12 protein-coding genes are annotated in these 13,668 nt (G+C 61.7%); 6 read left to right on the top strand and 6 right to left on the bottom strand.

Features of this window, described 5'->3' with window-relative positions; all coding sequences use genetic code 11:
* Positions 1-58 precede the first annotated feature (58 nt).
* From ACMYUN_RS21020 to ACMYUN_RS21010, 3 genes are all read left to right on the top strand, one after another.
* Positions 59-1,819: an ATP-binding protein gene (locus ACMYUN_RS21020; protein WP_415761666.1), complete on the top strand. Its 1,761-nt coding sequence runs from the start codon at positions 59-61 to the stop codon at positions 1,817-1,819.
* A complete protein-coding gene (locus ACMYUN_RS21015; protein WP_415761665.1) occupies positions 1,819-3,147 on the top strand; it encodes a sigma-54-dependent transcriptional regulator in 1,329 nt (442 codons plus the stop codon). Before ACMYUN_RS21020 ends, ACMYUN_RS21015 begins: the two co-directional genes overlap by 1 nt.
* A gap of 368 nt (positions 3,148-3,515) precedes the next feature.
* Positions 3,516-4,835 carry an MFS transporter gene (locus ACMYUN_RS21010; RefSeq protein ID WP_024014128.1) on the top strand — a complete coding sequence of 440 codons (1,320 nt, stop codon included), beginning with the start codon at positions 3,516-3,518 and terminating at the stop codon, positions 4,833-4,835.
* Between the two features lie 149 nt (positions 4,836-4,984).
* Here the strand turns inward: ACMYUN_RS21010 and ACMYUN_RS21005 are convergent, their stop codons facing one another.
* The gene (locus ACMYUN_RS21005) at positions 4,985-5,740 is read right to left on the bottom strand and encodes a membrane protein (RefSeq protein ID WP_039758263.1); all 756 of its coding nucleotides are present in this window, start codon (positions 5,738-5,740) and stop codon (positions 4,985-4,987) included.
* A 275-nt stretch (positions 5,741-6,015) separates the two neighbouring features.
* Between ACMYUN_RS21005 and ACMYUN_RS21000 the strand changes: the two genes are divergently transcribed.
* Positions 6,016-6,645: a flavin reductase family protein gene (locus ACMYUN_RS21000; RefSeq protein WP_415761663.1), complete on the top strand. Its 630-nt coding sequence runs from the start codon at positions 6,016-6,018 to the stop codon at positions 6,643-6,645.
* On the opposite strand, the gene ACMYUN_RS20995 is transcribed toward ACMYUN_RS21000, so the two are convergent.
* Entirely contained in the window at positions 6,646-6,888 is a 243-nt protein-coding gene (locus ACMYUN_RS20995; protein ID WP_039758265.1) for a hypothetical protein, read from the bottom strand.
* A gap of 43 nt (positions 6,889-6,931) precedes the next feature.
* Complete coding sequence (locus ACMYUN_RS20990) at positions 6,932-7,285, bottom strand: putative quinol monooxygenase (protein ID WP_039758266.1); 354 nt, start codon at positions 7,283-7,285, stop codon at positions 6,932-6,934.
* A gap of 368 nt (positions 7,286-7,653) precedes the next feature.
* On the opposite strand from ACMYUN_RS20990, the gene ACMYUN_RS20985 reads away from it, so the two are divergent.
* On the top strand, positions 7,654-8,583 hold the full coding sequence (locus ACMYUN_RS20985) for an AraC family transcriptional regulator (RefSeq protein WP_042607330.1): 930 nt from the start codon (positions 7,654-7,656) through the stop codon (positions 8,581-8,583).
* A gap of 124 nt (positions 8,584-8,707) precedes the next feature.
* Here ACMYUN_RS20985 and ACMYUN_RS20980 read toward each other — a convergent pair whose 3' ends face one another.
* Positions 8,708-10,156, bottom strand: coding sequence for an aldehyde dehydrogenase family protein (locus tag ACMYUN_RS20980; protein ID WP_415763989.1), 1,449 nt, complete (start codon positions 10,154-10,156; stop codon positions 8,708-8,710).
* Positions 10,156-11,793, bottom strand: coding sequence for a 5-guanidino-2-oxopentanoate decarboxylase (locus ACMYUN_RS20975; protein ID WP_415761662.1), 1,638 nt, complete (start codon positions 11,791-11,793; stop codon positions 10,156-10,158). Before ACMYUN_RS20975 ends, ACMYUN_RS20980 begins: the two co-directional genes overlap by 1 nt.
* A 225-nt stretch (positions 11,794-12,018) precedes the next feature.
* Between ACMYUN_RS20975 and ACMYUN_RS20970 the strand changes: the two genes are divergently transcribed.
* Positions 12,019-12,900, top strand: coding sequence for a LysR substrate-binding domain-containing protein (locus ACMYUN_RS20970; protein ID WP_310406308.1), 882 nt, complete (start codon positions 12,019-12,021; stop codon positions 12,898-12,900).
* Between the two features lie 123 nt (positions 12,901-13,023).
* Here the strand turns inward: ACMYUN_RS20970 and ACMYUN_RS20965 are convergent, their stop codons facing one another.
* Positions 13,024-13,638, bottom strand: coding sequence for an NAD(P)-dependent oxidoreductase (locus tag ACMYUN_RS20965; protein WP_415761661.1), 615 nt, complete (start codon positions 13,636-13,638; stop codon positions 13,024-13,026).
* Between the last annotated feature and the right edge of the window lie 30 nt (positions 13,639-13,668).

The raw sequence follows: 13,668 nt of genomic DNA, 5'->3' as shown, positions 1-13,668 counted from the left end.
CCGGGCCACCTCGGCCCATGCTATCGTGCCCGCCCGTTCTGCCGACCCAGCACCGAGCATGTTGCCGACTTCCCGTACCCTGCGTCTGTCGTTGTACACCCTGCTGATCATCGCCGGCACAGTCGTGGCCGCGACGCTCGCCATGCGCCATGCCGAGCGTCAGGCGCTGGAAGAAGACGCCGCCCGCGCCAATCAGCAACTGGGGCTGTACGCCAACTCATTGCACACCCTGATCGATCGCTATCGCGCGCTGCCCGCCGTGCTGGCGCTGGACCCGCAATTGCGTTCGGCGCTGACCGGGCCGGTCGATACTGCGCAGCAAGCGGCATTGAATCTGAAGCTGGAAAAGATCAACGGTGCGGCGCAGTCCTCGACCCTTGAACTGCTCGATCGCACCGGTCTGGCCGTGGCCGCCAGCAACTGGCGCTTGCCCAGCAGTTACGTCGGGCACAACTACGGTTTTCGTCCTTACTTCAGCCAGACCCGCACCCAAGGCACCGGGCGTTTTTACGCGGTAGGCGTGACCAGTGGGATTCCCGGTTATTTCCTTTCCAGCGCAGTGCTCGGGGACAACGACGAGTTCCTCGGTGCAATGGTGGTCAAACTGGAATTCCCGGAGCTGGAACGCGAATGGAGCCAGGGCAGCGATACGCTGCTGGTCAGTGATGCGCGCGGGATCATCTTCATCGCCAATCAACCGGGCTGGCGTTATCGCGCCTTGCGACCGTTGGGCGCCAGCGATCTGGCCGAAATCAAAACCACCCGTCAGTACGACAAGCAATCACTGGTGCCGCTGACCCATTTGCCGTTACGGCGCTTCGATGACAACAGCGACTTGCGCCGGGTCGAAGGCCCGGACGGCACTGCAGACTATCTTTGGGAGTCGCTACCACTGACCACCGAAGGCTGGACCCTGCACCTGCTGCGCCGTCCGCAAGTCGCCTTCGAAGATTTGCGCAATGCCGCGCTGGCCGCCGCCGGTGTGTGGCTGGCGCTGGTGTTTCTGTTGCTGTTTCTCAATCAGCGCTGGCGGCTGGCCAAGGTCCGTCAGCGCAATCGCGAAGAACTCGAGCGTCTGGTCGAGGAGCGCACCCGCGACTTGCGCACCGCGCAGGAAGGTCTGGTGCAGTCGGCCAAACTCGCTGCGCTGGGGCAGATGTCTGCCGCGCTGGCCCACGAAATCAATCAACCGCTGACCGCCCAGCGCATGCAACTGGCAACCTTGCGCCTGCTGCTCGAACATGGCCGCGTCGATGACGCCTACAAAGCGCTGAAACCGGTAGACGACATGCTCACGCGCATGGCCGCCCTCACCGGCCATCTCAAGACGTTCGCGCGCAAGAGTCCGAGCGGTTTGCGCGAACGTCTGGATCTGGCGACCGTGGTCGACCAATCATTGCAACTGCTCGATGCGCGCCTGCGTGACGAGCAGGTCAGTCTGGTGTTGCACCTGGCGCGTCCGGCGTGGGTGCGCGGTGATGCGATTCGTCTGGAACAGGTGTTGATCAATCTGCTGCGCAATGCGCTGGACGCGATGCAGGGCAAAGCCTGCAAGCGCCTGGAAATTCGTCTCGAGGCGGACGAGCAATTGTGGCGGCTCAGCGTCAGCGACAACGGCGGCGGCATTGCCGAGGAACATCTGGGTCAGGTGTTCGATCCGTTCTTCACCACCAAACCGGTGGGCGATGGTCTGGGCCTGGGGCTGGCAGTATCCTTCGCCATCGTGCATGAATCCGGCGGCCGCCTGAGCGCCGAGAATGGCGACCACGGCGCGGTGTTCAGCCTGACCCTGCCAATCGATCTGGAGGCACACATCTGATGCTCAATTCGGTAATGGTGGTCGACGACGAAAGCAGCATTCGCAACGCCGTCGAACAGTGGCTGAGCCTGTCGGGGTTCGAAGTGCAGCTGTTCAGCCGCGCCGAAGAATGCCTCGCCGCGCTCCCGGAACATTTTGCCGGGGTGATCCTCAGCGACGTGCGCATGCCCGGCATGGACGGCTTGCAACTGCTCGCCGAAGTGCAAAAGCGCGACGCCGATCTGCCGGTGATTCTGCTCACCGGCCATGGCGACGTGCCGATGGCGGTCGAAGCCATGCGCGACGGCGCCTACGACTTTCTGGAAAAACCGTTCAGCCCGGAAACCCTGCTCGGCAGCCTGCGCCGGGCGCTGGACAAACGCCGCCTGGTCCTGGAAAACCGCGCCCTGCACGAACTGGCCGACAACCGCGCGAAGCTCGATGCGACGTTGCTGGGCGTATCTCGAGGCTTGCAGACGTTGCGTCGGCAGGTGCTGGATCTGGCGACGTTGCCGGTCAACGTGCTGATTCGTGGCGAAACCGGCAGCGGCAAGGAACTGGTCGCGCGTTGCCTGCATGATTTCGGCCCGCGCGCCGGCAAACCGTTCGTGGCGCTGAACTGCGCGGCGATTCCGGAGCAACTGTTCGAGGCCGAGCTGTTCGGCCATGAGAGCGGTGCGTTTACCGGCGCTTCCGGCAAGCGCATCGGCAAGCTGGAATACGCCGATGGCGGCACGCTGTTTCTCGACGAGATTGAAAGCATGCCGCTGGCCCAGCAGGTGAAACTGCTGCGGGTCTTGCAGGAGCAAAAGCTTGAACGGCTGGGTTCGAACCAGAGCATACGGGTCGACTTGCGTATCGTCGCGGCGACCAAACCGGACCTGCTCGACGAAGCCCGCGCCGGGCGCTTTCGTGAAGACTTGGCGTATCGCCTGAACGTCGCCGAACTGCGCCTGCCGCCGCTGCGCGATCGCCGGGAAGACATTCCGTTGCTGTTCGAAACCTTTGCCCAGAACGCCGCGCAACGTTTGGGCCGAACGTTTCCACCGCTGACAGGCGCGCAATTAAGCCATCTGCTCAGCCATGACTGGCCGGGCAATGTGCGCGAACTGGCCAACGTCGCCGAACGTCAGGTGTTGGGCCTGGATGAGCCGGTGGCGGCGATTGATCCGGGCCAGTCGCTGGCGGCGCAGCAGGAAGCCTTCGAAGCACAATGCCTGCGCGCGGCGCTGACCCGGCACAAAGGTGATGTCAAAGCCGTGCTCGAAGAACTGCAACTGCCGCGCCGCACGTTCAATGAAAAAATGCAGCGGCATGGGTTGAGTCGGGAGATGTTTCTGGCGGAGTGAGGCAGAGATTGATCGTTCCCACGCTCCGCGTGGGAATGCAGCCCGGGACGCTCTGCGTCCCCTGCGAAGCCGAACGCGGAGCGTCCGTTGAGGCATTCCCACGCAGAGCGTGGGAACGATCACACCCACAAGAACACCTCGGTCAGTCACCTCTCCCTCTGAGAGAGGGCTAGGGTGAGGGGCTTTTGATCTTCACGCGATAAGCGGAAATCCGCTCACGCAGCCCAATCAGTCGGCACAAAACCGCTCACTCCTCCCCGCCACCCCCTCTAGTCCGGCGCTCCGCCCCTTGGCACACCTCCTGCTATAGCCCTGGCAGGCTGCGTTCCGACGCGCTCCACAAAAACAATTAAACGAAGGATCCTTCAATGGATAACTCCAACGCCCTGCCCCTTGGGTCGGCTGCCGTGCCGGCCAAACCGAGAACCACCGCCAGCCGGATCAAATCGATCTTCAGCGGCTCTGTCGGCAACATGGTCGAGTGGTACGACTGGTATGTCTACGCCGCCTTCTCCCTGTACTTCGCCAAGACCTTCTTCCCCGCCGGTTCCACCACTGCGCAACTGATGAACACCGCAGCGATCTTCGCCGTGGGCTTCCTGATGCGCCCGATCGGTGGCTGGCTGATGGGCATGTACGCCGACAAGGTCGGGCGCAAGAAAGCGCTGATGGCCTCGGTGTACCTGATGTGCTTCGGCTCGCTGCTGATCGCCCTGAGCCCGAACTATGAAACCATCGGCATCGGCGCGCCGATCCTGCTGGTGTTCGCCCGCCTGCTGCAAGGCCTGTCGGTTGGCGGCGAATACGGCACCTCGGCGACTTATCTGTCGGAGATGGCGACCAAGGAACGTCGCGGCTTCTTCTCCAGCTTCCAGTACGTAACGCTGATCTCCGGCCAGCTCATCGCCCTCGGCGTATTGATCGTGCTGCAAAACATGCTGACCACCGAACAGCTGTACGCGTGGGGCTGGCGTATCCCGTTCGCCATCGGCGCGCTGTGTGCAGTGGTGGCGCTGTATCTGCGTCGCGGCATGGAAGAAACCGAGTCATTCACCAAGAAAGAGAAGTCCAAGGAAAGCGCGATGCGCACCTTGATGCGCCATCCGAAAGAGCTGTTGACCGTGGTCGGCCTGACCATGGGCGGCACCCTGGCGTTCTACACGTACACCACCTACATGCAGAAATACCTGGTGAACACGGTCGGCATGAGCATCTCCGACTCGACCACCATTTCCGCCGCCACGCTGTTCCTGTTCATGTGCCTGCAACCGATCATCGGTGGCCTGTCGGACAAGATCGGCCGGCGCCCGATCCTGATCGCGTTTGGCGTGCTCGGTACGATCTTCACCGTGCCGATCCTGATGACCCTGCACACCATCCAGACCTGGTGGGGCGCGTTCTTCCTGATCATGGCGGCGCTGATCATCGTCAGCGGCTACACCTCGATCAACGCGGTAGTAAAAGCCGAACTGTTCCCGACCGAAATCCGCGCCCTGGGCGTCGGCCTGCCGTACGCACTGACCGTGTCGATCTTCGGCGGCACCGCCGAATACATCGCACTGTGGTTCAAGAGCATCGGCATGGAAACCGGCTACTACTGGTACGTCACCGCGTGCATTGCCGTGTCGTTGCTGGTGTACATCACCATGAAAGACACCCAGAAGCATTCGCGGATCGTGACTGACTGATCGGTTTTTTTCAGCCACTGCAACGGTGGCTGTGAGGGCCCCTTCGCGAGCAAGCTCGCTCCCACAATGGTCGGTGGTGCTCACATATTCTGTGGGCACCCCATTGCCCTGTGGGAGCGAGCTTGCTCGCGAATGAGGGCGACGCGGAATCAAGTCAACTCGGCAACCTGCGGCTTGCCAAAGCGCTTCTGCGCATACGAAGCGCCAACGATCATCACCAGCAGAATCCCCGCCAGCACCGCCGACGAGCCAATGGTGCCGAAATCCAGCCCGCCCTTTTCGTGGGGCTTGGTCATCAAATCGCCCAACGTCGCGCCGAAGGGCCGGGTCAGCACAAACGCCACCCAGAACAGCAGCACTGGCGAAATCTTCGTGAAGTATTTGAGCAGCACGACCGCCGCAATCGTCGAGCCGATCAGCAACGCGCCGCCGGCAAAACCCAGACCCGAATCATCGGCCAGGTAATCACCCAGAGCGGTACCCAAAGTGTTGGAAAACAGAATCGCCATCCAGTAGAACATCTCACCACGGAACGTTTGCACCTTGCTGACATTGAGCGAATCGCCGCTCAGACGCCACGCGACAAAGATCGCCAGGAGAATCGCGATGAGGATCGTCGAACCGGTGGCATAACCCAGCCCGAGGGTGCGATCCATGAAGTCCGACATCGTCGTGCCGGCGGTGCTGGTCGACAGAATTACCAGCCAGTACAGCAGCGGTTTGTAAGTCCTGGCCATCAACTGAGTGATTAACGTCATCACGAACACACTGATCAGAATCAGCGAACTCATCGCGTAACCGACGTTGAGGGTCATCGACAGCAAATCGCCTGCGGTCTCCCCCAGGGTTGTCGCGCAGATTTTCATGACCCAGAAGGCCAGGGTGATTTGAGGCAATTTATTCATCGCGGGAACGCTCCAGTTTGTGACGGCCGGTTATTGATTTTCTGGCCGTGTGCAGACTGGCGTTACGCGGGTGAAAAAGCGGTCGGAGAAGGATGAAAAAATTGTCACCCGGAAAAAAGGTCATTCATCACTGATGAATGCTGCCCGTTCATGGTCAAAATCAAAAGATCGCAGCCTCGGCAGTTTCTACAGGGGTGATTTGCGTCCGGCTGGAAATATGCGCGGTGTCCTTGCACTATGGCTGCATCCGAATGCAGCCCAGGAATCCGCTCCCCATGTCCGATGACATCCATTTCTACGAACCCGCCAACGGCCATGGCCTGCCTCACGATCCGTTCAACGCCATCGTCGGCCCGCGGCCCATCGGCTGGATTTCCTCGCAGGATGCCGAAGGCCGGCTCAATCTCGCGCCGTACAGTTTCTTCAACGCCTTCAACTACGTGCCGCCGATCATTGGTTTTTCCAGCGTCGGGCGCAAAGACAGTCTGAACAACATCGAACAGACCGGCGAATTCGTCTGGAACCTCGCCACACGCCCGTTGGCCGAGCAGATGAACCAGAGCTGCGCGATGGTCGCGCCTGAGGTCAACGAGTTTGAACTGGCGGGGCTGACCACCGTGGCATCAAAGGTGATTTCTGTACCTCGGGTCGCCGAAAGCCCGGTGTCCTTCGAGTGCAAAGTCACGCAGATAATCCAGCTGCAACGCGCCGATGGCGAAACCGTACCGAGCTGGCTGATCCTCGGTGAGGTGGTTGCGGTGCACATCGCCAAATGGCTGCTGAAGGACGGCATCTACGACACCGCCGCCGCACAACCGATTCTGCGCGGCGGCGGTCCGGCGGATTATTTCCAGCTGGGGCCTGAGGCTCTGTTCAAGATGTGGCGCCCCGGGGCGCAGAAATAATTACCAGATCAGCTCGGCGTCATCAGTGACGCCCTTGAGCTTGTCCAGCTCATTGATTGCCGCTTCATCGGCAGCGATGGCGCCGGGAAACACCTGCTCATCGAGCAATTTGTGAAAGCGTGGTGCGCCGCCATCGACCAGGGCCTTGACCGCGATGGCCGCGTAATAACCCTTGTTACCGCCCAGCTCAACGGGGACGACTGCGGAGACTGCTTCGAAGCGTTCAAACTCTTTACGTGCCATGTCGCGGATCCTGGCTCAATCAAATAAGCCGGACATTAAACCCTCAACCGGCGAGTTTGTGTATCGGCGCCGAACATTGACCGAGGGCCTGCGCGGCAGATACGTCCCTGAAAGTGTGGAAGTCGAGGCTGTTGACCACCAGGTCCTGGACCAGCTCGGCGAAGACTTCCATCGACGGACTGTTGAAATACGCAGTCATCATTTGCTGGCTGCTCCAGTAACCGCTGACCAGCCACAGGTCGGCGTCGCACTGCGATTGTTGCAACGAGAAACTCAGGCAACCGGGCGCCGCGCGCGAGACTTCGATCAATGCGCTCAGGCGCACGCCGAGTTCCGCTGAACGCCCGGCCTGGGCGCGAACGAAGGCCATATGACTGACAGGCATCTGCTTGGACATGATCAACCCTCCATGAAATCGCGTGGCAGCCGGGGGACGGGCTGCGACTGGAGCAAAGATTAAGGGCCGGGGCCGCCGCGCCGTTAGTCGATTCCTGCCTTCGCGTTGCACAATCCTGCGAGACTTGCCAAAACCCCAGCGCCACCGCTGCCCTGTAGAAGCCGCCGAAGGCTGCGATCTTTTGATCTGAAAAACAAAAATCAAAAGATCGCAGCCTTCGGCAGCTCCTACGGTCGGGCGTCTCGGCGACGTTCGGGAACGGCGCGGTGCAGAATCAGGCAAGCATTTGGCAGAATGTGTCTACCGCCGTTGCTTGCACAAACATATGCTCTGCTGCATTCCCCCCTCACTTGCCGAGGATGCCCTGCATGACGTCATTTGATCGTTTTCAAGCCGAACCCAGCGCCGACATGGAAAAGCAGCGTGCGGAGCTGGCGGCGATCATCCGCCGCAACACCAGCGACGATGGCAGCTACCAGACCGCCATCGGTTCGCTGGTGATGTCGCGCCACACCAAATCCCATGATTTCGCCCCGGTGCTCGCGCAGCCGGCGCTGTGCATCATGGCGCAGGGGCGAAAAGAGGTGCGCCTGGCCGACGAGTTCTTCAATTACGACCCGCTGAATTATCTGGTGGTGTCGGTTTCGATGCCGCTCAGCGGGCGCGTGGTCAACGTCTCGCCAGAGGAACCGATCCTCGCCGTGCGCCTCGACATTGATCCGACCGAAATCACCGCGCTGATCGCCGACGCCGGCCCGATGGGCGTACCGACACGGCCGACCGGACGTGGGCTGTACGTGGAAAAAATCGACAGCGCCATGCTCGACGCGGTGCTGCGTCTGGCGCGGCTGCTCGACGCGCCGAAAGACATCGCCATGCTTGCGCCGCTGATTCGCCGGGAGATTCTCTACCGCTTGCTGCGCAGCCCGCAGGGTCATCGTTTGTATGAGATTGCGATTGCCAACAGCCAGAGCCATCGCATCAGCCAGGCGATCAAATGGCTCAACGGCAATTTCGAACAGCCGCTGCGCATCGATGATCTGGCCCGGGAAGTGAACCTTAGCGTGTCGACGCTGCATCATCGTTTCAAGGCGATGACGGCGATGAGTCCGTTGCAGTACCAGAAGCAACTGCGCCTGCAAGAAGCGCGACGGCTGATGTTGACCGAAGGGCTGGAAGCCTCGGCGGCGGGGTATCGCGTGGGGTATGAAAGTCCGTCGCAATTCAGCCGTGAGTACAGCCGCCTGTTTGGCGCGCCGCCGTTGCGGGATCTGGCGCGGCTGCGGCTTTCTGTCTGATCCGGAATCTGAAGTGGGGCTTATGGCGCTTTCGCGAGCAGGCTCGCTCCCACAGGGAAATGCATTCCAATGTGGGAGCGAGCCTGCTCGCGAAGGGGTCAGTCCAGGCGCTACATATCTATGATCAGACCGCGCGGATCACATGCTTGATCTCCAAAAACGCCGCCAACCCCCAAGGCCCCAGCTCACGACCGACACTGCTCTGCTTGTAACCACCCCACGCTGCCTGCGGGAAAATCACCTGCGGAGCATTGATCCACACCAGCCCCGCCTGCAAGGCATTGGCCAGGCGATCCGCCGCTGTGGCATCGCGCGTCACCACACTCGCGACCAGGCCGAACTGCGTGTCATTGGCCAAGGCAATCGCTTCAGCCTCGCTGCCGAAACTGCGAACACACACCACCGGGCCGAAAATCTCTTCACGCCATAACGCGCTGTCCAGCGGTACGTCGGTGAACACCGTCGGTTGCAGAAAATAACCGCGCGGCAAATGCGCCGGACGATTGCCGCCACAGAGCAAACGCGCCCCCGCACTCAGGCCGCGATCGATATGCCCAAGCACCCGCTGGTACTGTGCCTGATTGACCAGCGCGCCCATCTCCACATCCGCATCAAACGGATCAGCGACTCGGATCGCCTCTGCGCGTGTTTGCAGACGCTGGAGAAACTCATCCATCAATTCCTCAGCGACGAGCACGCGACTGGTGGCCGAGCACATCTGCCCGGCGTTGAAGAACGCGCCGCCACAGGCCAGTTCCACCGCCAGTTGCAGATCGGCATCCGCCAGCACCAGCAAAGACGATTTGCCACCCAGCTCCAGGCTCACACCCTTGACGGTTTCGGCAGCGCGTTGCATCACCTGCACGCCCACCGCATTGCTGCCAGTAAAGGAGATCTTGGCGATGCGCGGATCGGCCGACAACGGCGCGCCCACCGCCAGACCGGTGCCGCAGACCAGGTTGAACACGCCGTCGGGCAATCCGGATTCAGCGATGATCGCCGCCAGTTCCAGCTCCGGCAGCGGTGTCACCTCAGAAGGTTTCAGCACCACGCAGCAACCGGCGGCCAGCGCTGGCGCCAGTTTCCACGCGGTGGTGACCATGGGGAAATTCCACGGCACGATCAGCCCGACCACGCCGCACGGCTCACGTCGCAAGCGTGCGCTGAAATCTTCGCTGGGCAGCGGCACATTACTGTCCTGACCGACGTCGAGGCCTTCGGCGAGCTCGGCGTAATAGTCGAAAGTAGCGATCACGTCATCGACATCGATGGCCGCTTCGAACTGCGGTTTGCCATTGTTGCTCGACTGCAGGTTCATCAAGTGATCACGACCGTTGCGCACGCCGTTGGCGATGTTGCGCAGGATCACAGCGCGCTCGGCGCCGGTGGTTTTCGACCAGTGTTTGAACGCCTCGGTCGCCGCGCTGATCGCTTGATCGACGGCGTGTTCGTCACCGCCGTTGACGGTGGTCAGCAGCGCTTCGGTAGCGGGGTTGATCACCCGTAGATGTTCGCCCCCCGCCGACCACTGACCGTTGATGTAGAGCCCGTCGAGTGTGGTTGGAAAACTGATCATTGGGCCACCGCCTGCATCCACTGGTTCTGGTCGATTTCAATCAGCGTCGGGCCTTGCCGGTCCGTCGCTTTACGTAGCGCTGCGCGCAAATCGTCGATGCTGCTGATGGCTTGCGCGGCGCAACCGAGGCCCTTGGCCACGGCGACGAAGTCCGGGGTGTAGATGTCCACGCCGACCGGTTCGATGGCGCGATTGACCATGTACTTTTTGATCTCCTCGTAACCCTGGTTATTCCACAGCAGCACGATCACCGGCACCCGCGCTTCGACGGCGCTGGCCAGTTCCGGCAGCGTGAACTGCAAGCCGCCGTCGCCGATCAGGCACACCACGGGCGGGCGCGCGCCGTTATCGAGTTGGCCGCCGAGCCACGCACCAATCGCCGCTGGCAACGCATAGCCGAGGGTGCCGTAACCGGTGGATGCGTTGAACCAGCGACGTGGACGCTCGGGGTTGAAGGTAAGGTTGCCGGTGTACACCGGTTGCGTGGAATCGCCGACGAACACCGCTTCGGGCAATTCGTGCAGTACGGTTTCAAGGAAACGCGTCTGCGCCAGCGTCGGCGCGTCCCAGCTCGCGGCCAGTTCATTGCGCAAACGCGCGGCCCGTACCTGGCCCCAATCATTGCGGCGTTCGGCCAGCGGTTTCTGCGTCAGGGTGCTGAGCAAGGCTTGCGCGGCGTTGCGCGAATCAGCGACCAGTGCGACATGCGGCGGATAGTTGCGCACGGTCTGATCGGCATCGATGTCGATGCGCAGCAGCTTGCCGGGAATCTCGAAGCCGCCGGCGAAAGTGACGTCGTAATCGGTCTCGGCCAGCTCGGTGCCAATCGCCAGCACCACGTCAGCTTCAGCGACCAGTGCGCGGGTGGCGACCAGACTTTGCGTCGAACCGATCAACAGCGGATGGCTGGTTGGCAGCATGCCTTTGGCGTTGATGGTCAGCGCCACTGGAGCGTCGAGCAATTCGGCGATTCGCGTCAGCTCCGGTGCCGCGTCGATAGCACCGCCGCCGGCGAGAATCAGTGGACGTTGCGCGGTGGCGAGCCGTTCGCCCATGCGGGCCACGGCAGCCGGTGCGGCGCCGGCGCGGTCGATATTCACCGGCACGCTGGCGAGCAACTCATCGGCCTCTTCCACCAGTACGTCCAGCGGAATTTCGATGTGCACCGGACGCGGTCGCCCGGCCTGGAACAGCGCGAAGGCGCGAGCAAGCACCACCGGCAGTTCGGCAGCGGACATCAGCGTGTGCGAGAACGCTGCGACGCCGCCGACCAGTGCGCTCTGGTTCGGCAGCTCATGCAACTTGCCGCGCCCACCACCCAACTGACTCCGCGACTGCACGCTGGAGATCACCAGCATCGGAATCGAATCGGCGTAAGCCTGGCCCATGGCCGTGGTGATATTGGTCATGCCCGGGCCGGTGATGATGAAGCACACACCGGGTTTGCCGCTGGTGCGCGCGTAGCCATCGGCCATGAACCCGGCGCCCTGTTCGTGGCGAGGCGTGACGTGCTTGATGCTCGAACGGGCGAGGCCTCGGTACAGCTCAACGGTGTGCACACCGGGAATGCCGAACACCTGCTCGACCCCGTAATTTTCCAACAGCCTGACCAGTACTTCGCCGCACGTTGCCATGTTGAGTGCCCTTTTTGTTCGGTGAAACGCAGATCCCCTGTGGGAGCGGGCTTGCTCGCGAAAGCGGTGTGTCAAACAGCGACGAGATAACTGACCCACCGCATTCGCGAGCAAGCCCGCTCCCACAAGGTCTGCACATGGGGCCATTGGAACGGCGCACACCTAGCGGCAACAATCGATTAATAGTCATACTAGCCATGTCCTCACGTCATACCTCGGATCGCCATGAAACGCCTGCCTCCCCTGCCCGCTCTGCATACGTTCTGGATCACCGCGCAATGCTGCAATTTCACTCGCGCCGCCGAGCAGTTGCACATCACTCAGGGCGCGGTGAGCCGGCAGATCGCCGGGTTGGAAGAACAGCTTGGCTATCCGTTGTTCATTCGTTTGGCACGAGGGCTGGCGCTGACGGCCGAAGGACGCGAATGGCTACCGCAGGTGGAGAAGGTCTTCGGGCTGATCAGCGAGGCGACCGAGCAGATCGGCCGGACGCGGCAAACCTTGCAACTCAAGGCGCCGAGCTGCGTGATGCGCTGGCTGCTGCCGCGTCTGCTGCAATGGCAGAAGGAACGCCCGGACGTGCCGGTGAAACTGACGGCCTCGCTGCAACACGGTGTGGATTTTCAGCGCGAGCCATTCGATGCCGCGGTGATCTACGGCCCGCCGCCGGACCATTCGCCAGGCGCGCTGCATCTGTTCGACGAGCAACTGACACCGGTCTGCTCGCCGCAATTGCTCAAAGGGTCCCCGGCGCTGAATTCACCCAAGGATTTGCAGAATCATCTGTTGTTGCACCCGACCCACGACATTCAGGACTGGTCGGTATGGCTCGATGCGGCGGGTTTGCAACTGGGCAACCTGAGCAGCGGCCAGCATTTCGAAACGCTGGATCAGGCGATGTCGATGGCCTCCCATGGCACGGGCGTGGCGATCGGAGACTGGTCGCTGATTGGCGATGATCTGAACGCAGGACGGCTGGTGATGCCGTTTGCGTTGAAGGTGAAGACGGGGTTGGCGTATTACGTGGTGGTGCCGCAGGACGCGGAACCTTGCGCGCCTCTTCAGCAACTGATGGACTGGTTGGTCGAACAGGCCTGGTCTCGCTGAAAATCTGCACTCACCTGTGGGAGCGAGCCTGCTCGCGAATGCGGTCGTTCATTGAGCATGAATGTTGACTGATATGCCGCCTTCGCGAGCAGGCTCGCTCCCACATTGAAACTTTGCCCGGCCTTAGTAACCGACGGTATAACGCTGCCGCGAATGCTTCGGCGTTTCCACTTCGTCGATCAGCGCAATCGCGTAGTCGGCAAAGGTGATCCAGCTACGCCCTTCGGCACTGACCAACAGGTGATCCTTGCCGACGCGATACTGGCCGCTGCGTTCACCCTCGACAAACTCCGCCGACGGCGACAGGAAAGTCCAGTCCAGTTCCTGCTCTTGACGCAGCGCTTCCAGAAACGCCGCCCCTGCGCTCGCCTCGGCTTTGTATTCAGCCGGGAAACCGGCGCTGTCGATCACCCGCGTATCGTCCGGCAGCAACAGCGAACCGGCGCCGCCGACCACCAGCAAGCGCTTCACGCCCGCCTGCTTCACCGGTCCGACAATCGCCGAGGCCGGGACGGTGGCGAAATGCGCTGCGCTGATCACCACGTCGTGACCGGCCACCGCCGCTTGTAGCGCCGCCGAATCCAGTACGTCGAGACTCTTGCTGACGACACCGGCACGGCTGCCGATCTTCGAGGTATCGCGGGCGATGGCGGTGACGCTGTGGCCGCGACGCAGGGCTTCTTCCAGCAGTTGGCTACCGGCACGGCCGGTGGCACCAATGATTGCGATCTTGCTCATGACATTCTCCAGTTGGCTTGAAAATGCTGC

The organism is Pseudomonas sp. CP4 (assembly GCF_047758505.1).
In the GTDB taxonomy this organism is placed as follows: domain Bacteria; phylum Pseudomonadota; class Gammaproteobacteria; order Pseudomonadales; family Pseudomonadaceae; genus Aquipseudomonas; species Aquipseudomonas fluorescens_AO.
The sequence above is the reverse complement of the archived record's forward strand: the minus strand, read 5'-3'. Positions and strand labels throughout refer to the sequence as shown.

Bases quoted from the DNA above. Each gene is read 5' to 3' on its own strand.
- ACMYUN_RS20970 (WP_310406308.1), top strand. From the start codon at position 12,019: ATGAAACGCCTGCCTCCCCTGCCCGCTCTGCATACGTTCTGGATCACC.
- ACMYUN_RS20965 (WP_415761661.1), bottom strand. From the start codon at position 13,638: ATGAGCAAGATCGCAATCATTGGTGCCACCGGCCGTGCCGGTAGCCAA.
- ACMYUN_RS20995 (WP_039758265.1), bottom strand. From the start codon at position 6,888: ATGGCACGTAAAGAGTTTGAACGCTTCGAAGCAGTCTCCGCAGTCGTC.
- ACMYUN_RS20985 (WP_042607330.1), top strand. From the start codon at position 7,654: ATGACGTCATTTGATCGTTTTCAAGCCGAACCCAGCGCCGACATGGAA.
- ACMYUN_RS21005 (WP_039758263.1), bottom strand. From the start codon at position 5,740: ATGAATAAATTGCCTCAAATCACCCTGGCCTTCTGGGTCATGAAAATC.
- ACMYUN_RS21010 (WP_024014128.1), top strand. From the start codon at position 3,516: ATGGATAACTCCAACGCCCTGCCCCTTGGGTCGGCTGCCGTGCCGGCC.
- ACMYUN_RS21000 (WP_415761663.1), top strand. From the start codon at position 6,016: ATGTCCGATGACATCCATTTCTACGAACCCGCCAACGGCCATGGCCTG.
- ACMYUN_RS21020 (WP_415761666.1), top strand. From the start codon at position 59: ATGTTGCCGACTTCCCGTACCCTGCGTCTGTCGTTGTACACCCTGCTG.
- ACMYUN_RS20975 (WP_415761662.1), bottom strand. From the start codon at position 11,793: ATGGCAACGTGCGGCGAAGTACTGGTCAGGCTGTTGGAAAATTACGGG.
- ACMYUN_RS21015 (WP_415761665.1), top strand. From the start codon at position 1,819: ATGCTCAATTCGGTAATGGTGGTCGACGACGAAAGCAGCATTCGCAAC.
- ACMYUN_RS20990 (WP_039758266.1), bottom strand. From the start codon at position 7,285: ATGTCCAAGCAGATGCCTGTCAGTCATATGGCCTTCGTTCGCGCCCAG.